This is a genomic window from Bacillus sp. EB106-06-01-XG163, assembly GCF_058791615.1.
In genome coordinates this window covers 138,233-160,573 of sequence record NZ_JBYTDS010000005.1, presented here as the reverse complement: position 1 = coordinate 160,573, position 22,341 = coordinate 138,233, and the positions used below count along the sequence as shown (strand labels likewise).

The following is a 22,341-nucleotide window of genomic DNA, read 5'->3' as shown; positions in this document are numbered from 1 at the left end:
CGGAGTCCTGTTCTTACGGGTGTACGGTCGGTAACGATGAAGAGCCAAGCCATAAGCGTGTATGCCGGTACAGGAGACAATGAAAAAATTCGGTTTATAGACATCATGTCGATTCATGAAAAGAAAAAAGCAGAAGGAGGGATTTTCATGGCTGTCATATTGGTTGCGGATGATGACCGCCATATCCGTGAGCTTGTCCGCCTTATGATGGAGCAGAGCGGTTTTGACGTCGCAGAAGCGGAAGACGGGGAAGCGGCGGTGCGGCTGATCGAATCAGCACCTATAGATCTCATCATACTGGATGTGATGATGCCGAAAATGGACGGGTTTGAAGTCAGTGAAGCCGTCCGCAGCTTTACGGACATTCCGATTTTGATGCTGACGGCAAAAGGCGAAACGCTGGACAAAGTTCAAGGTTTTACTTCCGGAGCGGATGATTATCTCGTCAAACCGTTTGAGCCGCTTGAGCTGGAAGCAAGGGTCAAAGCATTGCTGAAACGGTACCGGATCACCGCTGAAAAACTGCTGACCATCGGAACGGTCACATTAGATAAGCAATCCCGCACCGTAACGCGCGGCGGCGGAGCGGGATTGACACTGCCCCGGCGTGAATTTGAGCTTTTATTTAAGCTCGCCGGTTATCCGAATAAGACGTTTTCAAGAGAACAATTAATAGAAGATATTTGGGGCTTTGATTATGAAGGTGACGAGCGTACCGTTGATGTGCATATTAAAAGGCTGAGAGAACGGTTTCCGGAAAAAGACTATCCGTTTGCCATCCATACGGTGCGGGGGCTCGGCTATCGGTTTGTGGTGACAGGATGAAACGGATCTTCAGAACGGCTGGAAAAATCATCATCCTTCTCACCGTCACCGCATTCTTATGGCTGGCGGCTCACCTGATTGTTCAGGGATTCGGTCTCATATGGCCGATTTTGCTTGTGCCGTACGCCGAGCAGATTCTGACGCTTTGGCTTGTTTTCGGCCTGCTGTTCGTAACGATGTTTATTTTTTCAAAGTCAGCACGTGAAAGACATCATGCGATCTGGGATTCGCTGACCGCCACGATCAAGCAAATGTCGAGCGGCAACTTCACAGCGGCCGCTTCCCGGAAAATGGAGAAGATTGAGCGGAACCATCCCGTGACGAAATTGGCTGATGAACTGTCGACACTCGCCGCGGAACTGAGTGAAATGGAAAAACTGAAACAAGAATTTATTTCGAACGTTTCCCATGAAATCCAAACCCCGCTCACTTCATTAAAGGGCTACGCGCACCTTCTGAAAAAACCGGATTTATCATATGAGGAGCGGGGGCGCTACTTACACATCATCGAAACAGAAACAGAACGATTATCAAAAATCAGTGAAAATCTGCTGAAGCTCACTGCGCTCGAACGCCAAACCGAACCGATACAAAAAAAACCGTTCCGCATTGACAAACAGCTGCGGCGCACCATATTGACCTGTGAGCCTGAGTGGTCCGCCAAACAGATTGAGTTTCTCATTGATTTACAGGAGTCGTATGTGTACGGAGATGAAGCGCTGCTCAGCCAAGTATGGATGAATCTGATTCACAATGCCGTAAAATTTACCGGTGAAGGCGGCCGCATTTCCGTTAAAATTGCAGATCTGCCGGGAGCGGCGGCTGTCGAAATCGCCGACGACGGAATCGGAATGGAGCCTGAACAGGCGGAGCGTGTATTTGAACGGTTTTATAAAGCGGACAAGGCGAGAAACGAAGGAGGAAGCGGGCTCGGCCTGTCCATCGCCCAAAAAATCGCCGAGCTGCACGGGGGTTCGATAGAGGTTGAGAGCAAGCGCGGCGAAGGAACCCTTTTCCGCGTCATTCTTCCAGCCGAGCCTCGTGAAAAAAACAGCTAAAATCTGGTCGAACCAGCCAGTAAAAAACGAAGCCGATCCTGTCTTTTGAACTATTGAGGTGAAACCGTTTTATGGTATACTACTGACGGTAATACGTATAAAACGGAGGATATTTGTGGGAAAACACACTTCTGAACAGAAAAAGCACGCGCAAATTGTCCAGCTGCTTCAGGATGGACAATATTTTTTTCATAAAGGCTTAAAAGCATATAAAGAGCGGAATTTAAAACGGGCCAGCAAACTGATTCAGCGGGCCGTCCACCTCGAGCCGAATGATTCCGAAATGCTTTCCCGGCTGGCCGTCATTTATTCTGAAATGGGCCACTACCAGCAGTCAAATGAGCTGTTCGACTTTATTTTGGTGAACCTGAAAGAAGAAATGCCCGAGTGTCATTACTTTAAAGCGAATAATTTCGCGCATTTGGGGCTCTTTCAGGAAGCATACAAAGAAGCGGCGGCTTATTCAGATGCCGATCCGGACGGTGAATTCAGCGAAGAAATTGAAAATCTGATGGAGCTATTGGATTTCGGCGAAGCGGGTGAAAACGAATCGCTCTATGACCAGGATGAACTGCTGATCAGGCAGGATCGGGCAAAAACGCTTCTTGAGAGCGGCCAGCTTCATGAAGCGGTTGTCATGCTTGAAGAGATTACGGCCGATTACCCCGAGCTTTGGTCTGCATACAACAACCTGGCGCTCGCTTACTTTTACTCAGGCAATGTCACAAAAGCGAAACAAACGGTATTCGAAGTGCTTGAGAAAAATGAAGGCAATCTCCATGCCCTGTGCAACCTCCTTGTATTCTGCTATTACGAGAGGGAAGATGAAAAAGTCGGAGAATTGAGCGGAAAACTCGCCAATGTGTATCCGATTTTATTCGAACAGCGCTATAAGCTGGGGGCGACGCTTGCGCTTGTCGGCAGACATGATCTCGGTTATAAATGGCTCCGTTCTCTTTACAAAAGCGGGTTTGAAGGCGACGAAACGTTTTATTACTGGCTTGCCGCTTCAGCCTACGGGACAGGCCGCACAGAATTTGCGGAAACCATTTGGAAAAAGGCCGAAGCCGAATTTCCCGAATCAGATCGGCCCGCGCCTTGGGCGGAGCGGCAGGAACCGCTGCCTGCTTCACTTGAACAGCGGCTTGCCGCCTATTATATCAGCAGCGCTGAAGGAGAGCGGAACCAGCTTGAAAAAGTTCTGACGGCAAAACGCGCCGTTTCACCGTTTGAACAAGATTTCGTCAGACTGCTGCTTTCCGGTGAAAAAGGCGCTTCAGGCGTTTCCGGTGATGCGTTGTTCACGTATCGGACGGTCAAGCTTCTGGAGAAAGCGGAAGCCGACAGTTTAAAAACTGACGTCATGAGCTGCTGGGTTTTTCACGTCATTCAGCACATCCGCGCCGCCGCTGCCGTACAGAATGAGCGGGCGTGGGCCGCAGCCATCGCATATGTATGGAAAGAAGCAAACGGCGAAAAAACGACGAAAAAAGAAACGGCCGCCGTTTACGGTATAACGCCGGCAACACTTTCGAAATACATCAGACAAATAGATGATATATTAGAATAAAACCGATTCTTTCTATATAAAGAGTCGGTTCTTTTTTTATCAGAAAGGGGCAAAACAGAACTTTACCGCCGAAAAAAGAGGTATTCATACGTATTTTTTTGCTTTTCGAATCGAAATCAGGCTGTAATCACCGTTTATTTTGCAAAATATGAGATTTGCAATCACATTGAAATATAACTGTAATAAAAATTGTCGAAACATGATGGTATAATGAGTCTCGTACATAAGAGATTAGTTTATTTTACATGTGCTGTATAATCTATACCAATTTAAAAGATTTAAAGATTCATACATAAAAATCATCAGCCTCACGGGTATGTGAGGGAGCGTAACTTTGATGTTCATAATAGAATTCCAAATGAGAACAGGTTTAAAGTAAAAGGGAGGAAAGAAAAAGTGAAAAAGAGTTTATTAACACTTGGTTTGGCTTCCGTCATCGGGACAAGCAGTTTTTTGATCCCGTTTACAAAAACTGCATCGGCGGAAACATTAGACAGCAAAAAAGCAAAAATTGAAAGCAAGCAATCTGAGGTGGCTTCAAGCCTTGAAGCAAAAGAAAGAGAATTGTCTAAGCTTCAGGACAAGCAGGCTAAGATTGAAAAAGAACTGAAAGACATTAACGCTAAAGCGTTGGATACAAGCAATAAAATCGAAGATAAAAAAGCTGAAAACGAAAAAACGAAAAAGCAGATCGCTGATTTGAAAAAAGAAATCAAAGAAACAGAAGCGCGTATTGAAAAACGCAATGAAATCCTGAAAAAACGCGTTCGTTCTTTACAGGAAAACGGCGGTTCTCAAGGATACATAGATGTTCTTTTAGGGGCGACAAGCTTCGGAGACTTCATTTCCCGTGCGACTGCGGTATCTTCTATCGTTGATGCGGATAAAGAGCTGATCAAACAGCAGGAGCAGGATAAAGCGAAACTCGAAGACGCAGAAGCTGAACTTAACGTGAAGCTGAAAAAAGTTCAAGATGATCTTGCGAAACTCGAGTCTATGCAAAAAGACCTGAACAAACAGCTTGATCAGAAAGACAAGCTTTTCGACGAAGCGAAAAACGGTCAGAAAAAAGCGGCTTCCGCTATCTCTGATCTGAAAAAAGAAGCATCAAAGCTTGCAAACGAAAAAGCTGACACTGAAAAAGAACAGAAGCGCATTAAAGCTGAGCAGGCTGCAGCGGCTGCCCTGATCAAAAAACAGGAAGAAGCGCAAAAAGCTTCTGAAGACCAAAACCAAAAAGATGACAGCCAGCCGGCACCGGCGGTTAAAACTGTGAAAAAAGCGGCTGTTTCAACATCATCTGATTCATCTGACAGCTCAAGCAAACCGAAGAGCACTTCAGGCGGATCATCTCATAACAGCGGCGGTTCAGATGATTCTGACGGCGGATCTGTTATTTCAAATTCAGGCGGTATTGAAGGCGCGATCAGCGTAGGATCAAGCCTTGTGGGTCAATCCCCGTACAAATTCGGCGGCGGACGCACTCAATCTGATATTAACAACCGTATTTTTGACTGCTCTTCATTCGTACGCTGGGCTTATGCTAACGCAGGCGTTAATCTCGGACCTGCAAGCGGCACAAACACAGATACATTAATCGGAAGAGGTAAGGCAGTAAGCGCGTCTGACATGAAACGCGGAGACTTAGTATTCTTCAACACGTATAAAACAAACGGCCACGTCGGCATCTACTTAGGTAACGGAACGTTCCTGAACGATAATACATCACACGGTGTATCCATTGATTCTATGAGCAACCCTTACTGGAAGAAAGCATTCAACGGCAATGTAAGACGTGTCGTGCAATAATGAATAAGACAAGGGCCTTCTATCCCGGAAGGCTCTTTCTTTATTTGTATACCCGCTCAGGAGCTGCCTAATCACGGTTTTTCAGAAAAATGAGCAAAAAAATAGCGAATTGCCTTCAGATTTAATAGGATATGGGTAAGGAATACGATTGATGGGGATTCTTAGTCATATAGGGTGCGCCCCATTTCGAAAAGGAGTGAATCATGGTGTCAGAAGAAAAAATTTATGATGTGATCATTATCGGCGCGGGTCCGGCGGGGATGACCGCTGCTGTTTACACATCACGAGCGAACTTATCCACATTAATGATCGAAAGAGGAATTCCGGGCGGCCAGATGGCCAACACGGAGGATGTTGAAAACTATCCGGGTTTTGAAAGCATTCTCGGCCCTGAACTTTCTAATAAAATGTTTGAACATGCGAAAAAATTCGGTGCGGAATATGCGTACGGCGATATTAAAGAAATCGTTGACGGCAAAGAATATAAAACGGTCAAAGCCGGTTCAAAAGAATATAAAGCGCGAGCCATCGTCATTTCTGCCGGAGCGGAATACAAAAAGATCGGTGTTCCCGGCGAAAAAGAACTGGGCGGCCGCGGCGTATCGTACTGCGCGGTTTGTGACGGCGCATTCTTTAAAAATAAAGAGCTTGTCGTTGTCGGCGGCGGAGACTCCGCCGTTGAAGAAGGCGTCTATCTGACACGCTTCGCTTCAAAAGTCACCATCGTTCACAGACGTGACAAATTGCGGGCGCAAAGCATTCTTCAGGCGCGTGCCTTTGACAATGAGAAAATTGACTTCAAATGGAACAAAACCGTAAAAGAAATCCATGAGGAAAACGGAAAAGTCGGCAGACTTACTCTTGTGGATACCGTGACGGGAGAAGAGGAAGAATTCAAAGCTGACGGCGTCTTTATTTATATCGGTATGCTTCCGCTTTCTAAACCGTTCGAAAACTTGGGCATCACAAATGAAGAAGGCTACATTGAAACAAACGCTCAAATGGAAACAAAAGTTCCAGGCATTTTCGCCGCGGGAGACATCCGTGAAAAAACGCTCCGCCAGATCGTAACGGCGACAGGCGACGGAAGTATTGCGGCTCAAAGCGTTCAGCATTATGTGGAAGAGCTTGAGGAAACGCTCAAAACCGTTAAATAATCACTGTAATGTTCAGTTTTTGAATCGTTACTGTGTTTTAATTACGCTGTAACACGGGTGAAACACTGATGTCTTAAGATGAATGTAGTAATTGACCCCCTTTTTAATGAATACACTTTGGCACGGATTCCAGTATCCGTGCCCTTTTTTTGCGATTTTCTGTTTTCTGTCAAATAAAAGAAAAGGATGTCGGTGTCTCTGCATTGTGAGAGACATGCCGAAACGGTATAATGAAGAGACGATGATTTGTTGAGAAGGTTAGGTGACGTACTTGTGCAAAGAGTGACAAATTGTGTGCTGCAGACAGATGATCAGGTTCTCCTTCTCCAAAAGCCGAGACGGGGCTGGTGGGTCGCGCCCGGCGGGAAGATGGAAAGCGGCGAATCCGTCAGAGATTCCGTCATCAGAGAGTACAGAGAAGAGACGGGCATTTATATACTAAATCCGCAGTTAAAAGGCGTGTTTACCTTTATTATTAAGGAACAGGAACAAATCGTGTCAGAGTGGATGATGTTTACTTTCGTCGCCGACTCGTACACGGGGCGAAATGTCGCTGAATCAGAGGAAGGCGTTCTGAAGTGGCATGACGTAAAAGATATCCACAGCCTTCCGATGGCCCCCGGAGACGGGCATATCCTTGATTTTATGATCAAGGGCCAAGGGCTTTTGCACGGCACCTTTACGTATACGCCGGACTTCGAGCTGCTCAGCTATCGTTTAGATCCGCAGCTTATCAAATAAAAGAAAGACCGCAGGGGGGAGAAAGATGAGTATGAATGAAAACCATGATATTCAGCTCGTCATCATTACGGGAATGTCTGGAGCGGGTAAAACCGTCGCCATTCAAAGCTTTGAGGATCTCGGCTATTTTTGCGTCGACAATCTGCCGCCTTCCTTGCTGCCGAAATTTTTGGAGCTGATGAAAGAATCAAGTTCAAAAATGAGCAAGGTCGCGCTTGTCATGGATCTGCGGGGACGTGAATTTTTTGACAGGCTGATTGAGGCGCTGGATGAAATGGCGGAAAATCCGTGGATTACACCGCGCATTCTCTTTTTAGACGCTAAGGATTCCATCCTTGTGACGAGATACAAAGAAACGAGGCGTTCTCACCCGCTGGCCGCTACCGGGCTTCCTCTCGAAGGAATCGCGCTGGAACGCCAGCTGCTTGAAGAATTGAAAGGGCGCTCTCAGCTGATCTATGACACATCGGATATGAAACCGCGTGATCTGCGTGAAAAAATCGTGGCGCATTTCGCCACGAACCAAGGTGAAACATTTACAGTGAACGTAATGTCATTCGGGTTCAAATACGGGCTTCCGATAGATGCCGACCTCGTGTTTGATGTAAGGTTTCTGCCGAATCCGTTCTACATTGAAAGCATGAGGCCGCTTACGGGGAAAGATGAGGAAGTGTCATCCTATGTGATGAAGTGGAACGAAACACAAAAGTTTATTGAAAAGCTTGTTGATCTGCTCGGCTTTATGCTTCCGTCTTATAAGCGGGAAGGTAAAAGCCAGCTTGTCATCGCGATCGGCTGTACGGGCGGCCAGCACCGCTCCGTCACGCTCGCTGAATATTTGGCTGACTATTTTAAAAAAGATTTCTATACTCATGTCACTCACCGGGACATTGAAAAGAGAAGCCGGAAATGAATAAGAAGCCGAAAATCGCAATCTTCGGCGGCGGAACGGGTCTGTCCGTGCTGCTTCGGGGGTTAAAGCATAAGCCCGTTGATATTACGGCGATTGTGACAGTTGCTGATGACGGCGGAAGTTCAGGCCGTCTGCGGGATGAACTTCAAATTCCGCCGCCGGGTGACATCCGTAACGTACTGGCCGCTTTGTCAGATGTTGAGCCGCTCGTTGAAAATCTGTTTCAGCACCGTTTCAACAAAGGAAGCGACTTAACCGGACATTCGCTCGGCAATTTGATTTTGGCAGCGATGACAAATATAACCGGTGATTTCTTTCACGCTGTCACCGAAATGAGCAAGGTGCTGAATGTCCGCGGCAGAGTGCTGCCGGCTGCCAACACCAGTGTCGTTCTTCACGCTGAAATGGAGGACGGGCAGGTCGTCTCCGGAGAATCGACAATCCCTTCTTACGGCCAGCGGATTAAACGGGTGTTTCTTACGCCTGAAAAAATTGATCCGCTCCCGGAAACGATTGACGTCATCCGTCAGGCCGATTTAATCATTATCGGCCCGGGAAGCCTGTACACAAGCATTCTTCCGAATCTGCTCGTGCCGAAAATCGGAGAAGAAGTCGTCAAGGCTGCGGCCAAAAAAGTATATATATGCAACGTCATGACACAGCCCGGCGAGACGCTGCAATACAGTGCGGCCGACCATGTCAAGGCGCTGAACGATCATATGGAGCAGCCGTTTATCGACACGATCTTAATCAACAATGAGGAGATCCCTGACGAAATCAAAAGCAAATATGCGAAAGAGCTGGCTCGGCCCGTCGACTTCAATGTTGAAAAGCTGAAATCCATGGGGCTTGAGGTCATCAGGGATCAGATTATCACGTATAAAAATGGCGTAATCCGTCACGATACACATAAAGTGGCTTCTCTTCTTGTCGATTTATTAAGGGACTAGAGGCCTTTTGAAATGAGGTGGCTAATATGTCATTTGCATCGGAAACAAAAAAAGAACTGACGAATCTGGAAGTGAAGGACTGCTGCGCCAAGGCTGAGCTGTCCGCGCTGATTCGGATGAACGGTTCCCTGTCATTTTCAAACCGCCATCTCGTGCTTGACGTTCAAACCGAAAATGCGGCGATTGCCCGCCGCATTTATACATTGCTGAAGAAACAATATGATGTATCGGTCGAACTGTTAGTCAGAAAAAAAATGCGGCTGAAAAAAAACAATGTTTATATTGTGCGCTTTTCTGAAAATGCAAAGCTGATTTTAGAGGAATTGAAAATCCTCGGAGAGAACTTTGTATTTGAACGGAATATTTCTGAGGAACTGGTGGCGAAACGCTGCTGCAAACGTTCTTATATGAGAGGGGCGTTTTTGGCGGGGGGATCTGTGAATAATCCCGAAACATCGTCGTACCACTTGGAAATCTTCTCGCTTTATAAGGAACATAACGATTCATTATGCGCGCTGCTGAATGAATTTCATCTGAACAGCAAAACGCTTGAACGGAAAAAAGGCTATATTACGTATTTAAAAGAGGCGGAAAAAATCACTGAATTTCTGAATGTCATCGGCGCTCACAATTCACTGCTGCGTTTTGAAGATGTGCGGATTGTCAGAGACATGAGAAACTCAGTGAACCGCCTCGTCAATTGTGAAACAGCAAACTTAAACAAAACCATCGGTGCTTCTCTCAGACAGGTGGAAAATATTAAATACATTGATGAACGGATCGGTCTTGAAGCGCTGCCGGAAAAGCTTCGCGAAATTGCGCAGCTGCGGATTGATTATCAGGAGGTCACGCTGAAAGAACTGGGGGAAATGGTTGCAAGCGGGAAAATCAGCAAATCCGGCATCAATCACAGGCTGAGAAAGCTCGATGAAATCGCAGAACAGCTGCGTACAGGACAAAGCATCACTTTGAAATAACCGTACAGAAAAGGGGAGATCTTATGGTTCAGGGGAAAGTGGAAGTGCGTTTAAAGACGGGATTGCAGGCGCGTCCCGCTGCATTGTTTGTACAGGAGGCAAATCGTTTTGCATCAGATGTGTTTCTTGAGAAAAACGGCAAGAAAGTGAATGCCAAAAGCATTATGGGATTAATGAGTCTGGCGGTCAGCACGGGGACGGAAGTCACTCTGATCGCTGAAGGCGACGATGAAAAGGAAGCGCTGGAAAAGTTGTCCGCTTATGTGCAGGAAGAAGTGTAAACACTTTGTAAGGGGGACGGAACGATGAATGAGTTTCTGAAAGATTGTTATCAAACGATAGGCTGGGAAAAGGATTCCCTCGATTTCAGCAACCTGCCGGAGTTTTTAAAGGCGCTCGCATATCGGTTTCCGTTTGAAAATCGCGCGGTTTTGTCCAAAAAAGAATATGACGTCACGAAAGAAGGACTGTGGCGGCATATGGTGAAGGAACCTCATGGCGGCCTTTGTTATGACTTGAACGGACTGCTTTATTTCATCCTGAAAGATGCCGGATTTGATGTCAAATTGATCCGCGGAACGGTCTGGAAAAACTGCTGGGCGCTGCCCGGCACACATGCGGCCGTACTTCTTTCCGCCGGGGGGAATGAGTACATCGCTGATGCAGGCTTCGGCCTCAATCTCGCCATGCAGCCTGTGCCGATGTCGGGAGACGAGACGGTATCAGCGGCCGGAGCGTTCCGCGTGAGGATAGAAGAGACGGAATTCGGGACATACCTGCTTGAAATGAACAAAGGGGACGGCTGGCAGACAGGTTACGCATTTTCGCTTGAAGAAATCGATGAAAAGGACCTCAAGTCTATGAAACAAACAATCTTTGAACATGAACGCTCTCCTTTCAACAAACGCCTGCTTGCTTCTAAGCGGACACCGGAAGGGCACATGGTTCTGTCTGAACGCAATATAACAATAAAAAAACACGATGGCACGGCGGAAAACAGCAGAATAGACCGGTCAGAGTTTGAAGAAAAATTTACTGCTCATTTTATATGAAGCTCGCAGGTTCTCTGCAAAAAAAACGGCCTCCGCAGGGAAGCCGTTTTTTGTATGTGTTTATCTCATTTTTGTAAAGGTTTTATAATGATCTGTCGTCTTATAAATCAGCCAGTCGCTTGAGTAAAGAATCCGGTCTGAATTTCTGAAGCCTGATGTATAGTTAATATCCGCTTCACGCCACGTCCGTCCGCTTTTGGCAGGGAGTTTGCCTTCCCTGTTTGAGAAGATGTCTCCGCCGATGCTTTTCCCCGGAGCGACGTCTGCAAGATTCCCCTTTGATGCAACCCAGCCGAGGGCCTGCGCTTCTGACTTTGTAATGTAATTATCAGGAAGCTTATGATAGGTCTGAAGATAATCCGCAACCCCGTCAAACGTGTTGATAACCTGTGCTTCAGTGTGCGCCTTGTGAGAAGATGTATCCGTCTTGGCAGCCGTGGAAAACAGCATCCCCGCCGCGGAGAACAGCACCAGCAAACAAACGGAAATCCACGATAATCGTTTTTTCAAAGCAATACCTCCCATTTTTATCATGTGAAGCTGATTCCTTTTCATTGTATCAGCATCGAGAGAAAGGAATAGAAAGAATTTAAAAACAGTACTTTTGATCTAGCAAAAAATAAACCCCGGCTGAACGGCCGGGATTTTTCATCTCATTGAAATTCCTTCGTGAGGTTTTTCGGCGTTTTTCCGTATACGGCGTCAATCATGTTTTGTGCGGCTTGCTTGAACATATTCAAACGGATTTTTGCCGTTGCTGACCCGATATGCGGAAGCAATGTGACGTTTTCCAGCTGCAGGAGCGGATTGTCTTCGGCGATCGGCTCTTTTTCAAACACATCTAAACCGGCGCCTTTTATCCAGCCCTCCTGCAATGCGCGGATGAGCGCTTTCTCATCAACCGTCTTTCCCCGGGAAATATTGACGAAACATGCCGTATCTTTCATCAATTTAAATTCCCGCTCTCCCATCATATGATACGTTTCGTCAGTAAGCGGCGTAATTAACAGCACAAAGTCTGATGTTTTCAGCAGTGTATCTAAGTCGGCATATGTAACCCCGAGTTCCTTCTCAGCATCCGGTTTTCTGCTGCGATTATAATACAGCACGTCCATATCGAAGCCGAATTTTGCCCGTTTGGCAGCTTGTTCACCGATTCTGCCCATGCCGATAATTCCTAATGTCTGATGGTGGACATCCATACCGAAAAGAGATTCTTCCTCAACGGTTCCCCATTTGCCGGCGCGGACGAATCGATCCAATTCGGCAACCCGTCTGGCGGAAGACAGAATTAATGAAAAAGCCAGATCAGCGACAGTGTCATCTAAGGTGTACGGCGTATGCGTGCCGACAACCCCGCGTCTTTTCATTTCTTCAATATTAAAATTATCATAGCCGACAGAATTATTGCTGACGACCTTCAGCTTCGGCGCGTGATCCAGTAAATCACTGTCAATCGCCGTTCCGGATGTCAGCAGCCCTTCAGCATCTTTCATTTTTTCGTACAGTTCCTCTTTTGGAATGGTATCTTCTTTCCAGATGTCATAGCGGCAATGCTCGCCTATCATTTGCTCGACTTCCGGCGGTACCGGTTTCGCGATGAATACATAGGGTTTCAACGGGCTTCTCCTCCTTTGTCTTTCTTCTCTATTTTATTATATAAGAGAAGCGGTAACGTGAGAAATATTCAAACGCATCACGATAAATTTCTGGTTCTTTTGAACTTAAAATGAAAGAAAAAGAAATGTACATGCTTGATTTCTCCAAACAATAACAGAATCCGCCTATATTTCTGAAGGCAAAATGAGCGGAACCGCTGTTTTTAAAAGCTTTATAGGTTGGTGTAAAGATAAATTTTATTATTTTTGAAAGATATAAATGAACATAATCTGAATTTACAGTTAAATTATCGTGTCTTTTTTTGAAAGCGCTTTTGAGGCCTTTTTCTGTGCTATAATTCCTTACTGTAAGCTGGGTAAGAAGGCTTGCAATACAATCGGATGGGAGATGAATAGAAAAATGGTTTCTTTATCAAGCATTTTGGAGCACAACCAGCAGTTTGTCCAAGAAAGGAAATATGAACCTTACCAAACGACAAAATTCCCGAAAAAAAAGCTTGTCATCGTATCCTGTATGGATACAAGGCTGACGGAGCTTCTGCCGCAGGCGATGGGACTCAGAAACGGCGATGCCAAAATCATAAAAAACGCGGGAGCCATTGTTTCTCACCCATTTGGAAGTGTCATGCGGAGCATTTTGGTTGCCGTTTATGAACTGCAGGCAGAGGAAGTCTGCATCATAGGTCACCGCGAGTGCGGAATGTCGGGATTAAATGCGGCTTCCATATTAAATAAAGCGAAAGAGCGCGGCGTGGAAGACAAATGTCTCATCCTTCTGCAGCATGCGGGAGTCGATTTGGAAACATGGCTGACCGGTTTTCACAGCGTCGAAGAAAGCGTGGCCCACAGCGTGAATATGGTCAGGCATCATCCGCTCTTGCCTGAAGAGGTGCCGGTGCACGGGCTGGTGATCGATCCGGGGACGGGGACGCTGGATGTAGTCGTTGACGGTTATGAAACAGTCAAAGGAGGATGCAGCTGACGATGCAATTTACCGGCAGATATCAGGGATACAATTTGCAGAAATTTCAGAAAGACCTAATCGCGGGAATTGTGGTCGGAATTGTAGCGATTCCACTGGGAATGGCCTTTGCCATCGCCTCGGGGGTCGGTCCGGAATACGGGCTTTACACCGTTATTGTGGCCGGAATTCTGATTTCGCTGTTGGGCGGCTCTAAATATCAGATCGGCGGGCCTACGGGGGCGTTTGTTCCCATTTTATTTGCCATTGTGATGCAGTATGGTTTTGAGAATTTACTCGTAGCCGGTTTTATGGCAGGCGTCATGCTCGTCCTGTTTGGCGTATTTAAGCTCGGAAAGATTATGAAATTCGTGCCGAAGCCGGTGATCGTCGGATTTACGGCCGGAATCGCGGTGCTGATTTTCTCGGAGCAGATTGCCCATTTTCTCGGTCTGCGCGATATCCAAAAGCATGAAAGCTTTATCCTCAACATTGCGGAAATAGGCAAGAAGATCGGAACCCTTAATTTATACAGCATCCTCATCGCGGGAATTGCTTTGGCCATTTTGCTGTTATCAGCCAGGCTGATGCCGAAGATTCCGGGCGCGCTTGTGGCGCTGCTTGTCTCTACAGCCGCGGCGGTCGTGTTTTTTCCTGACAAAATGGCGACAATCGGTTCTGCTTACGGGGAAATTCCGCGGCAGCTTCCGGCTTTCCAGCTTCCGGATTTCTCAATCGATAACATGATCATGATGTTTCCGTCGGCTCTGATCATTGCGCTTCTCGGCGGACTTGAATCCATATTATCGGCGATGGTCGCGGACAATATGAAAGGATCACGGCATGACAGCAATAGGGAGCTTGTCGGGCAGGGCATCGCCAATATGGCCGCGCCGCTTTTCGGCGGCATACCGGCAACGGGAGCGATTGCGCGGACCGCAACAAATATTAAAAACGGCGCAGTTTCTCCGATTTCCGGTGTTGTTCACGGAGTCACCGTCCTCCTCGTCCTGCTCGTCTTCGCCCCGCTTGCCGTTCATGTACCGCTGGCAAGCATGGCGCCGGTATTGATGGTTGTGGCTTGGAACATGAGTGAGCGGAAGGAAGTCGCCAATATGATGCGGCTGAAAAACACTGATTCATTCGTACTGGCGGCAACCTTTTTGCTGACGGTTCTGTTTGATTTAATCATCGGCGTTTCTGCCGGTCTCGTGCTCGCTTTTGTTTTCTTTATCAGAAAAATGAGCGAATCAACACGTATCAAAACACCGCATGCCGCTGTCAAATCGGTTAAAAATGATTCGTCCGTCAGCACATATTCCATTGAAGGGCCGCTGTTTTTCGGTTCAATTGATTCACTGGAAACATCGCTGCTGGAGAGGCTTCAGGAAAAGCCGAAGACGCTTATTCTGCTGATGAATAATGTACATTACATGGATACCTCCGCAGAAGCGGTGCTGGGGAATGTGATGAACCGGATCAAACGGCATAACGGGAGATTGATGATCGTCGGATTGCAATCACAGCCGAGAGAGCTGATCCGGAAGACGGGGCTGTTTCATAAAATCGGGAAACAGCATTTCTTTGAGCATCAGGACGAGATAACGGGATAAATTCAGATACGGCCTGTCCATGAAAAAGCGGACAGGCCGTGTTTTTATTCGGTTTCAAAGCGCTTGATCAGTTTTTCCTGATGGGCTTTCATCGCATCTTCTAACGTGATGCCGTACTTATCAGCAAGGATAGCCAGATTTCCGAGGACGTCACCCATTTCTTCAATCAGCTCCTGCCTGCGTTCAGCCTGGGTCGCGTCTTTTTCATCCGGCCGGTCTCTGCCGATTTCATATGCTCTTACCGCCCGGGCGAGCTCACCCGCCTCTTCCATTAAAAAACCGATTCTGATAAATGGCCCGTACGCCGTCCATCCTCGTTTTTCATAAAAATCTTTCGTCCATTGTTCTGCTTCAGCCATCTGCATGTGAAACACTCCTTATGTCCTGTATGATTCTTATTGATATTATCATATAGAGATGGGACAATATATAGTGTATTTTGATTTATTGATGTACATATATAGATATGGAGATGAAAAAATGAAAACCATTTGTGTATTTGCGGGGTCAAACCCGGGGGTAAATGAAGAGTACAAACGCAAAGCGGCCGAACTGGGTGAATATATGGCGGAGCAGGGAATCGGCCTTGTTTACGGCGGTTCACGGATCGGTCTGATGGGAACCGTCGCCGACGCGTTAATGGCAGGCGGCGGAAAAGCTGTCGGCGTCATGCCGAGCGGGCTGTTCAGCGGAGAGGTTGTTCATCAGAATCTGACGGAGCTGATTGAAGTCAGCGGCATGCATGAGCGGAAAGCGAAAATGAGTGAACTTGCCGATGGGTACATTGCCATGCCCGGCGGCTTCGGAACATATGAAGAGTTATTTGAAGTGCTATGCTGGGCGCAAATCGGCATTCATCAAAAACCGATCGGACTGTACAATGTGAACGGGTATTTTGAGCCGATGATGAAGATGGTCAAGTACAGCATTCAGGAAGGATTTTCGAATGAGTCTCATTTGAAGCTGATACACAGTTCCTCCCGGCCGGATGAGCTGATTGAGCAGATGAATCGGTATACATACCCGATTTTAGATAAGAAATGGCGGGAATTGTAAGTCAGAGGTCTGAAATATGTTTCGGCGGTTGCATCTAATCTATTCTGACGGAAAATTCTCCGCCTATAGAATACCTTTTCTTTCTGGAAATCGTTTTCTCTTTCTCATGCGTATCACACCTTTCTTCAGGATAAGACATATGTATGAGAATAAGATGAGAAAGAGAATGCTGTTGGGGTTGAAAGAAGAACATCCATTTCCTCAGAGGAGATGGATGTTTTGCGGTTTGCAGACTGTATGCGTTTACAACTTTTGTTGCACGAATGTTTCCTCCGATATGAAATCATCCTGCTGCATCTTTTGTTTTTTTGAACTGATTCCAAATATACCGACTGTCAGTGCACAAAGAAACCAGCAGCCTGTAAAAAACAAGAAAACACTTAAAAATCCGTAGCCTGAATACAGGAAACTGACGACAAAGGGACCGGCTACATTCGCAAGACGTCCTACGCCGTAAGTGAGACCATTTCCAGATGCCCTGGCTTCAACCGGATATAATTCCGGCGTATAGGCATATGCGATTGAACTGAAAGTGCGCTCAAACATATGCATGAGAAATCCGCATATGACAATGACCATCGGCAAAGGATTGATGCCGTAAAAGAATCCAAGCGCCATAATAATTAACGATAAAACAGAAATGGCCCACTTTCGATCCACACGGTCAGAGATTTGCGACGCAATGAGAGCGCCCAGCGGGGCACCGATCGTTCCCAGAGTGACGTATACGATAGACTCATCCATTGATACGCCTTCTTTTACCAAAAGGGTGGGAACCCACGTGCCAAAGCCTTGAATTGCAATCGTGGAAGCTGCCCACATCGTCATTAAAACAAAAGTTCTTCCTGCCAAAGGCTTTTGAAATAACGTCCGATATGGAACGGATTTTACAGCGGTTTGTCTGCTTCGCAGAGCCGGAGCTGGTTCAGGCAGTTCACCCTTTTCTTTTTCTGCTTTTGCCTCCAGTTCAAGCAGAATGCGGTGTGCTTGTTCGCTTTTTCCTTTCGTGTCCAGCCATTTCGGTGATTCTTCCAGTTTTCTGGCGATCAGCGGAAAAAAAATACCGACCGCGCCGAATAGAAAGATAAACCGCCAGCCGTAAGAGGCGGACGGCACGACCAATTTAGCCACCCAGCCGGCTGCAGGAATTCCGCATATGCCGATTGTAATACAGATTGCCTGGTATCTACCCTTAGTTGCGGATGGGAAAAATTCGCTGATATACGTACTTGCCACAATCGTTGTGGCGCCGATACCTAAACTCGTAAGAAATCTAAAAACACCGAGTATTTCTGGGTTCCAAGCCAGAGAAGAGAGGAGGGAGAAGAAAGAGAAAAAGGTGACAACCAGAATTAAACCTTTTTTCCTTCCGAAACGGTCTGAAAACCATCCTCCGGCAGAGGCGCCGATAAACATTCCGAAATAGGAGACAGACGTAATAAAAGCGATGGTATGAGTAGAAATGTTCCATTCCTTTAAAAGTGAAGGCGCCGCATATGAAAACGTATTTAAATCGATAAAATCAAAAAAGTAAGCGAATGAAAGGATAACGAGCACTGCTTGATGGGCCCTTGAAAAAGGCAGTCTGTTTAATCGATTAGACGCATTTACATTGATCATCTCGTATTCCTCCGTTTATCTTTGACTTGTCTGAAGACTGGTATTAACCAATGTGATTCAGCGTATTCAGGTTGTAACTTTGCTTTGTAAACACATAGCCTTCAGAGATTTTTCTTGCTGTGCGTACTACTTTAATCGTTGTTCCATCCGGATCAGCATCTGCCTCGGTTTCTAAAATGCCGCTTGGATGTCCCAATCGAATCGTTCTGCCATAGAATGAAAATTCAGATAATATTGTATCCTGCAATAGCATGCCGGCAGTCGTACAAACCGCCCCTGTAATGGCTAAAGCTTGATGCGGTTTTTGCATGGACATCATACGAATGACAAGATCCATCTCTTCTGCGTGTCTCTTTATCCCTTTTGTATCGATATAATCCGCTGGAGATGAGATTAATGTTAGTTTTGGTACGGCAGGTGATTTTGCAGCAGCCTCATGTCTCGGAGCGAATCTGCATTTCTCGGCTGCAATCGATCGGATCATTTCGAGCTTTTCCAATATATCCGGAGTATATTCATCCGGAAGTTCTAAGCCGGTAAGCCCCGTGTCCTCTGCTTTTACAAAGACAAGCGGATTAGCGTAATCAATAATCGAGACCGAGATATTTCCATACGGTGTATCGAGAACATCAATAGGCTGACCAGTGGGAAACAGCTTACCGGTCACCGCTCCTTCAGCCTGGTGAAATGAAAGATAAATAGGAGAAGCTGTACCTGGAACCCCGGGGATAGAGCAGTCCCCCTGGTAATGAAATGTTCCATTTCTGACTTCAACTTCTGCTGCGATCACTTTTTGAGTGTTTGTATTTAACATTCTGACTTTTGTAACCGGCTCTTCAGCTTGAACGAGCCCTTTCTCAATAGCATAAGGGCCTACGGCAGAAGAGATATTTCCGCAATTGCCTTTGAAGTCGGTAAAATGGTCAGTCAAACTGACCTGAGCAAACGTATACTCAACATCTGCATCCTTTCTGGCGGATTTCTTAATAATGGCTGCCTTGCTTGTGAGAGAATGGCCGCCGCCGAGACCGTCAATTTGTCTCTCGTCAGGGCTCCCCATAATGTCTAAAAGAAAATCGCTCCATAGGTTTGTATCGTCTGGCATGTCTTTTTGATGAATAAAAACGCCTTTGCTGGTGCCGCCTCTCATGACGGTTACAGGAACTTTTTCCATGCTGTCTCATCCTTACATCATTTTGTGTGGATAAAAAGGTACCGGTCCCTTTGGAAAATATCGTATGATAAATAAGGATTATAAGTAAAACATATAATTTTTATAAAGTTGAATAAAAAACTTTTATAATAGGAGGAAATTTTATAGCAGAAAAATATTTTGGGGGATTTCATATGGATGAAAAGGATTGGATTGTGCTCATTACATTATTCGAAGAAAAAAATATGACGAAGGCGGCAGAGCGATTATATATGACACAGCCGGCGTTAAGTTATCGGCTCAAAAACCTGGAAGCACAATTCGGAGTGCGCCTTTTTTATAAAAGAAAAAAGGGGATGGAGTTCACTTCAGAAGGTGAACATCTGGTTGATTATTCGAAAGAGATGCTGCAGGAATTCAGAAGAGTGAAGGATGATATGCTCAATATGAGCCATGAAGTCAGCGGGGTTCTCAGATTAGGAGTCTCAAGCAATTTTGCTCAGTATAAGCTCCCGGCGATTCTAAAACGGTTTTCTGATCAGTATCCGTCTGTTCAATTCCACGTCAATACGGGATGGAGTGCGAAGGTGATGGATCTGCTTCATCATTCGGGGGTACACCTTGGGATTATGAGGGGAAATTATGATTGGCAAGGGGAAAAACAACTGCTAAATGAAGAGAGACTGTACCTTATTTCAAAAACTGAAATCAACAGTGAGGACCTTCCCAAATTGCCGATGATTTATTATCAAACTGATGCTTCTTTGAAAAGTTTGATTCAAAAATGGTGGAATAACCAATTTACTGAACCGCCTTTCATTGCGATGGAGGTAGACAGGCAGGAAACCTGTAAAGAGATGGTGAAAAACGGTCTCGGTTATTCTGTTGTGCCGGAAATCTGTCTTCAGCCTTCTGATGAATTATACACATTGGCGCTATCCTATAAAAATAACGAGCCTGTGATACGCGATACTTGGCTTATGTATGATTCTTCAGCGTTAGAATTATCTGTCGTCAAAGCATTCATTACTTTTTTGAATGGGAATAAAGCATAAAAAACCTGCAAGAGACATCAGCTCTTGCAGGTTTTTTGGGCATTACTTCTGGTCTTCTGTATTGCGTGTCAGCACTTTATCGATTAAGCCGTATTCTAAGGCTTCATCAGCTGATTTGAAGTTGTCGCGGTCTGTATCGCGCTCAATGACTTCAAGCGGCTGGCCGGTACGTTCAGCAAGCACTTTGTTTAATTTGTCGCGAAGCAAGAGAATGCGTTTTGCCGCGATTTCAATTTCTGTCGCCTGTCCTTGCGCTCCGCCAAGCGGCTGGTGAATCATAACTTCACTGTTAGGAAGCGCGTAACGTTTGCCTTTTTCTCCGGCTGCAAGTAAAAATGCTCCCATAGAAGCGGCCATACCGATGCAGATCGTGGATACTTTCGGTTTAATGAACTGCATTGTATCATAGATTGCCATACCGGCAGTGATTGATCCGCCAGGGCTGTTAATGTAAATGGAAATATCTTTTTCAGGGTCTTCCGCTTCAAGGAATAAAAGCTGTGACACGATGGAGTTCGCAACGTTGTCATCAATCGCAGATCCAAGCATGATAATACGGTCCTTCAAAAGACGGGAGTAAATGTCATAAGCTCTTTCTCCGCGGTTCGTTTGTTCAATGACTGTAGGTATTAAATTCATAATGCTCCTCCTTCACCTTTTAGGTAAGTATGTATTTACATGATACATTTTTGGTCAATAAAGGTCAAACAAAACGCTGACCAAAATGCCAACCTTTTCTTCTAACACCATTTTTCCCATAAAACAAAAAGTTCAAACAGCAAAGTGGAAATGAGGATGATCAGCGCCGGCGCTTGAGAAAATGATATGGTCGGAGCGCTCAAAATAGACCGCAATCGCGTCGCTACGTACGGCTGAAGGGTCTGACTACGTTGTCCGCCCTTCCAAAAGCCGTACCGGCAAATATGTTTCCAGCGGCAAATCATCAAATTCGCCTTCAATTTCTTTTGCTAAAATCTCGATGGCTGTTTTGGAAATCAATTCAATCGGCTGCTGGATGGTTGCCAAGTCCGGCAGAACCGATTGAACGGTTTCAGTGCCGTCATAACCGATCACTTTTAATTGATTCGGGATGTCTATTCCCCGTTTTTTGGCCTCGGTCATCACTGCAGCCGCCATGATATCATCGCTGGCAAAAATTCCGTCGGTGTCAGGCTGTTCATCGAATAATGTTGAAATAATGTCATGGTAATGCTGATAAAAGGGTACTTCATATGTAATAGGCTTCCGTCCGTGTTCATGCATGACGTCTTCGTATGCTTTTCTTCTGAGGTTTGCAGGTGTTTCGAGTTCAAGCGGGCCGTTGATATGGACGATGTGCCGGCATCCTTTTTCAATCAGCAGTTCTGCCGCCTTTTTTCCGCCGTCATAGTTGTCTGAGCCGACGACGGGAATCGTGTCCGATAAGTAATGATCAATGGCGACAATCGGCAGATTTTGCTTGTGATAATTGAGAATTCCCCGGTTGTAAGTCACGGCGATCACGCCGTCCACTTGGTTTCTTATCAGCATCTCCAAATATTTTTCTTCCTTATCCTTTCGATGTAAACTGTTGCAAAGCAGCAGTTTGTAGCCCATGGACGTACAAATGCTTTCAATATGAAAGGCGAGTTCGCCGAAAAACGGGTTGCTGGAGTTTGGGATGATAAGCCCTATTAAATTGGTTCGTTTTCGGAATAAAGAGCGGGCCAGATCGTTTGGAAAGTAATTGATTTCTTCCATCGCCTTGTACACTTTTTCTTTTGTTTTTTCGCTGATATAGCCGCGGTTATTTAATACCCGCGAAACGGTTGTAGATGAAACTCCCGCTATTTTCGCAACATCATGAATGTTAGGCTTCATTCCCGTGCCCTCCTGCTTACTGAAATGGCTTACAATTTCCGTCACGCACTTATTTTAGAGAATCAGGCTGACATGTGCAAGGACATTCCGTGTTTCTGTTTTCATATAAAGAGGGTGCGTTTTGTTTGATTAAAATAATCAGAAAATTGTATGTCAACCGATTGACATATGGAACCGGTTGACATACAATTTTTTTGAAAGCGCTTTATTTACGGAGTGAAGGGAAGTGACGGGTATGGAGAGATGGCTGGCGGCAATAAAGTGAAAGAATTAAGCAGCGATAGAAAGTAAGCGCTTACTCAGAGATCGCATGTATGTGATGAAAATGAAGAAGGAAGTATGCGGCTCTAAA

Annotated in this window: 22 protein-coding genes; 15 read left to right on the top strand and 7 right to left on the bottom strand. The window is 45.9% G+C overall.

The genetic code is table 11. The features are described from left to right. The first annotated feature begins 147 nt into the window (after positions 1-147). From AC3WTF_RS08365 to AC3WTF_RS08315, 11 genes are all read left to right on the top strand, one after another. Entirely contained in the window at positions 148-825 is a 678-nt protein-coding gene (locus AC3WTF_RS08365) for a response regulator transcription factor (protein ID WP_012118540.1), read from the top strand. Next, positions 822-1,883 carry a sensor histidine kinase gene (locus AC3WTF_RS08360; RefSeq protein ID WP_007614006.1) on the top strand — a complete coding sequence of 354 codons (1,062 nt, stop codon included), beginning with the start codon at positions 822-824 and terminating at the stop codon, positions 1,881-1,883. Before AC3WTF_RS08365 ends, AC3WTF_RS08360 begins: the two co-directional genes overlap by 4 nt. Positions 1,884-1,998: 115 nt before the next feature. Continuing rightward, complete coding sequence (locus AC3WTF_RS08355) at positions 1,999-3,453, top strand: tetratricopeptide repeat protein (RefSeq protein ID WP_007407425.1); 1,455 nt, start codon at positions 1,999-2,001, stop codon at positions 3,451-3,453. Between the two features lie 396 nt (positions 3,454-3,849). Then, positions 3,850-5,262 carry a peptidoglycan DL-endopeptidase CwlO gene (gene cwlO, locus AC3WTF_RS08350; protein WP_007407424.1) on the top strand — a complete coding sequence of 471 codons (1,413 nt, stop codon included), beginning with the start codon at positions 3,850-3,852 and terminating at the stop codon, positions 5,260-5,262. A 206-nt stretch (positions 5,263-5,468) separates the two neighbouring features. After that, complete coding sequence (trxB, locus tag AC3WTF_RS08345; RefSeq protein WP_007407423.1) at positions 5,469-6,419, top strand: thioredoxin-disulfide reductase; 951 nt, start codon at positions 5,469-5,471, stop codon at positions 6,417-6,419. A gap of 273 nt (positions 6,420-6,692) precedes the next feature. Further along, positions 6,693-7,160 carry an 8-oxo-dGTP diphosphatase gene (locus tag AC3WTF_RS08340; protein ID WP_003151491.1) on the top strand — a complete coding sequence of 156 codons (468 nt, stop codon included), beginning with the start codon at positions 6,693-6,695 and terminating at the stop codon, positions 7,158-7,160. Positions 7,161-7,185: 25 nt separating this feature from the next. Beyond that, positions 7,186-8,073: an RNase adapter RapZ gene (gene rapZ, locus AC3WTF_RS08335; protein ID WP_012118535.1), complete on the top strand. Its 888-nt coding sequence runs from the start codon at positions 7,186-7,188 to the stop codon at positions 8,071-8,073. Beyond that, the gene (locus AC3WTF_RS08330) at positions 8,070-9,023 is read left to right on the top strand and encodes a gluconeogenesis factor YvcK family protein (RefSeq protein WP_007407422.1); all 954 of its coding nucleotides are present in this window, start codon (positions 8,070-8,072) and stop codon (positions 9,021-9,023) included. The genes rapZ and AC3WTF_RS08330 overlap by 4 nt, the downstream gene beginning before the upstream one ends. A gap of 26 nt (positions 9,024-9,049) precedes the next feature. Further along, positions 9,050-10,000 carry a DNA-binding protein WhiA gene (whiA, locus tag AC3WTF_RS08325; protein WP_007407421.1) on the top strand — a complete coding sequence of 317 codons (951 nt, stop codon included), beginning with the start codon at positions 9,050-9,052 and terminating at the stop codon, positions 9,998-10,000. Positions 10,001-10,023: 23 nt separating this feature from the next. Continuing rightward, the gene (locus AC3WTF_RS08320) at positions 10,024-10,281 is read left to right on the top strand and encodes an HPr family phosphocarrier protein (protein ID WP_003151495.1); all 258 of its coding nucleotides are present in this window, start codon (positions 10,024-10,026) and stop codon (positions 10,279-10,281) included. A 24-nt stretch (positions 10,282-10,305) separates the two neighbouring features. Continuing rightward, positions 10,306-11,052, top strand: a complete 747-nt coding sequence (locus tag AC3WTF_RS08315) for an arylamine N-acetyltransferase family protein (protein WP_047936237.1) — start codon at positions 10,306-10,308, stop codon at positions 11,050-11,052. A 60-nt stretch (positions 11,053-11,112) separates the two neighbouring features. Here the strand turns inward: AC3WTF_RS08315 and AC3WTF_RS08310 are convergent, their stop codons facing one another. Both AC3WTF_RS08310 and AC3WTF_RS08305 read right to left on the bottom strand, forming a co-directional pair. Beyond that, positions 11,113-11,502, bottom strand: a complete 390-nt coding sequence (locus AC3WTF_RS08310; protein WP_223204413.1) for a ribonuclease — start codon at positions 11,500-11,502, stop codon at positions 11,113-11,115. Between the two features lie 203 nt (positions 11,503-11,705). Then, positions 11,706-12,671: a 2-hydroxyacid dehydrogenase gene (locus AC3WTF_RS08305; protein ID WP_007407418.1), complete on the bottom strand. Its 966-nt coding sequence runs from the start codon at positions 12,669-12,671 to the stop codon at positions 11,706-11,708. A 400-nt stretch (positions 12,672-13,071) separates the two neighbouring features. Between AC3WTF_RS08305 and AC3WTF_RS08300 the strand changes: the two genes are divergently transcribed. Continuing rightward, entirely contained in the window at positions 13,072-13,653 is a 582-nt protein-coding gene (locus AC3WTF_RS08300) for a beta-class carbonic anhydrase (protein WP_047936236.1), read from the top strand. A gap of 2 nt (positions 13,654-13,655) precedes the next feature. Further along, entirely contained in the window at positions 13,656-15,245 is a 1,590-nt protein-coding gene (locus tag AC3WTF_RS08295; RefSeq protein WP_047936434.1) for a SulP family inorganic anion transporter, read from the top strand. A gap of 44 nt (positions 15,246-15,289) precedes the next feature. Here the strand turns inward: AC3WTF_RS08295 and AC3WTF_RS08290 are convergent, their stop codons facing one another. After that, positions 15,290-15,610 (bottom strand): MazG nucleotide pyrophosphohydrolase domain-containing protein, encoded by a 321-nt coding sequence (locus AC3WTF_RS08290; protein ID WP_003151506.1) that lies wholly within the window; start codon positions 15,608-15,610, stop codon positions 15,290-15,292. 115 nt (positions 15,611-15,725) lie between these two features. Here AC3WTF_RS08290 and AC3WTF_RS08285 point away from each other — a divergent pair, with 115 nt between their 5' ends. Beyond that, a complete protein-coding gene (locus AC3WTF_RS08285) occupies positions 15,726-16,301 on the top strand; it encodes an LOG family protein (RefSeq protein ID WP_007407415.1) in 576 nt (191 codons plus the stop codon). A 243-nt stretch (positions 16,302-16,544) separates the two neighbouring features. Here the strand turns inward: AC3WTF_RS08285 and AC3WTF_RS08280 are convergent, their stop codons facing one another. Next, on the bottom strand, positions 16,545-17,921 hold the full coding sequence (locus AC3WTF_RS08280; RefSeq protein ID WP_047936235.1) for an MFS transporter: 1,377 nt from the start codon (positions 17,919-17,921) through the stop codon (positions 16,545-16,547). 43 nt (positions 17,922-17,964) lie between these two features. Continuing rightward, the gene (locus AC3WTF_RS08275; RefSeq protein ID WP_047936234.1) at positions 17,965-19,095 is read right to left on the bottom strand and encodes a 2-methylaconitate cis-trans isomerase PrpF family protein; all 1,131 of its coding nucleotides are present in this window, start codon (positions 19,093-19,095) and stop codon (positions 17,965-17,967) included. 173 nt (positions 19,096-19,268) lie between these two features. Between AC3WTF_RS08275 and AC3WTF_RS08270 the strand changes: the two genes are divergently transcribed. After that, entirely contained in the window at positions 19,269-20,129 is an 861-nt protein-coding gene (locus tag AC3WTF_RS08270; RefSeq protein WP_003151510.1) for a LysR family transcriptional regulator, read from the top strand. Positions 20,130-20,171: 42 nt separating this feature from the next. Here AC3WTF_RS08270 and clpP read toward each other — a convergent pair whose 3' ends face one another. Further along, positions 20,172-20,768, bottom strand: coding sequence for an ATP-dependent Clp endopeptidase proteolytic subunit ClpP (clpP, locus tag AC3WTF_RS08265; protein WP_003151513.1), 597 nt, complete (start codon positions 20,766-20,768; stop codon positions 20,172-20,174). Between the two features lie 246 nt (positions 20,769-21,014). After that, positions 21,015-21,989 (bottom strand): LacI family DNA-binding transcriptional regulator, encoded by a 975-nt coding sequence (locus tag AC3WTF_RS08260; protein WP_029325818.1) that lies wholly within the window; start codon positions 21,987-21,989, stop codon positions 21,015-21,017. Positions 21,990-22,341 lie beyond the last annotated feature (352 nt).

What these genes read in the sequence shown, in the direction of transcription:
- AC3WTF_RS08285 (WP_007407415.1), top strand. Translation starts at nt 15,726, where the DNA reads ATGAAAACCATTTGTGTATTTGCGGGGTCAAACCCGGGGGTAAATGAA.
- whiA (WP_007407421.1), top strand. Translation starts at nt 9,050, where the DNA reads ATGTCATTTGCATCGGAAACAAAAAAAGAACTGACGAATCTGGAAGTG.
- AC3WTF_RS08300 (WP_047936236.1), top strand. Translation starts at nt 13,072, where the DNA reads ATGGTTTCTTTATCAAGCATTTTGGAGCACAACCAGCAGTTTGTCCAA.
- AC3WTF_RS08260 (WP_029325818.1), bottom strand. Translation starts at nt 21,989, where the DNA reads ATGAAGCCTAACATTCATGATGTTGCGAAAATAGCGGGAGTTTCATCT.
- AC3WTF_RS08330 (WP_007407422.1), top strand. Translation starts at nt 8,070, where the DNA reads ATGAATAAGAAGCCGAAAATCGCAATCTTCGGCGGCGGAACGGGTCTG.
- AC3WTF_RS08275 (WP_047936234.1), bottom strand. Translation starts at nt 19,095, where the DNA reads ATGGAAAAAGTTCCTGTAACCGTCATGAGAGGCGGCACCAGCAAAGGC.
- AC3WTF_RS08280 (WP_047936235.1), bottom strand. Translation starts at nt 17,921, where the DNA reads ATGATCAATGTAAATGCGTCTAATCGATTAAACAGACTGCCTTTTTCA.
- AC3WTF_RS08290 (WP_003151506.1), bottom strand. Translation starts at nt 15,610, where the DNA reads ATGCAGATGGCTGAAGCAGAACAATGGACGAAAGATTTTTATGAAAAA.
- clpP (WP_003151513.1), bottom strand. Translation starts at nt 20,768, where the DNA reads ATGAATTTAATACCTACAGTCATTGAACAAACGAACCGCGGAGAAAGA.
- AC3WTF_RS08365 (WP_012118540.1), top strand. Translation starts at nt 148, where the DNA reads ATGGCTGTCATATTGGTTGCGGATGATGACCGCCATATCCGTGAGCTT.
- AC3WTF_RS08360 (WP_007614006.1), top strand. Translation starts at nt 822, where the DNA reads ATGAAACGGATCTTCAGAACGGCTGGAAAAATCATCATCCTTCTCACC.
- AC3WTF_RS08295 (WP_047936434.1), top strand. Translation starts at nt 13,656, where the DNA reads ATGCAATTTACCGGCAGATATCAGGGATACAATTTGCAGAAATTTCAG.
- AC3WTF_RS08320 (WP_003151495.1), top strand. Translation starts at nt 10,024, where the DNA reads ATGGTTCAGGGGAAAGTGGAAGTGCGTTTAAAGACGGGATTGCAGGCG.
- AC3WTF_RS08315 (WP_047936237.1), top strand. Translation starts at nt 10,306, where the DNA reads ATGAATGAGTTTCTGAAAGATTGTTATCAAACGATAGGCTGGGAAAAG.
- AC3WTF_RS08270 (WP_003151510.1), top strand. Translation starts at nt 19,269, where the DNA reads ATGGATGAAAAGGATTGGATTGTGCTCATTACATTATTCGAAGAAAAA.
- rapZ (WP_012118535.1), top strand. Translation starts at nt 7,186, where the DNA reads ATGAGTATGAATGAAAACCATGATATTCAGCTCGTCATCATTACGGGA.
- AC3WTF_RS08310 (WP_223204413.1), bottom strand. Translation starts at nt 11,502, where the DNA reads ATGCTGTTTTCCACGGCTGCCAAGACGGATACATCTTCTCACAAGGCG.